The organism is Bacillus sp. JJ1764 (genome assembly GCF_036962145.1).
GTDB lineage: Bacteria > Bacillota > Bacilli > Bacillales > Cytobacillaceae > Neobacillus.
In genome coordinates this window covers 1-377 of sequence record NZ_JBALNY010000073.1, presented here as the reverse complement: position 1 = coordinate 377, position 377 = coordinate 1, and the positions used below count along the sequence as shown (strand labels likewise).

General features: G+C 31.6%; 1 pseudogene. It reads left to right on the top strand.

The features are described 5' to 3' along the window. Positions 1-127 precede the first annotated feature (127 nt). A pseudogene (locus tag V7083_RS11975) lies at positions 128-377 on the top strand (hypothetical protein); the annotation flags it as partial.

The window sequence follows — 377 nt, the reverse complement described above, 5'->3', positions numbered from 1 at the left end:
AAATTTGTTGAAGATGCTGCCAAAATTTATATAGAAAAGGGTTGGATGGAAAAAGCACCACATGCCGTTAATCGTGATCATCTCGATGAAAATTAACAAAAATTTATGAGAAAAAGGTTAGGAAAATGTGAATCCGATAGAAAAACTTTTATGGAGTATTGCCTTCCCAGGTTTTGGTCAATTACTTAATGGTAAATATCTGAAAGGGATCATTTTTATTTTATTGGAATTTGTGATTAATGTTTATTCTCACTTTAATGAATTGATCCTGTTAAGTTTTAATGGTCAAATAAATAAAGCAATCGAGCAGACAGAATATCAATGGCTCATGTTTTATCCATGTGTTTACTTTTTTGCCATGTGGGACGCATATAAGG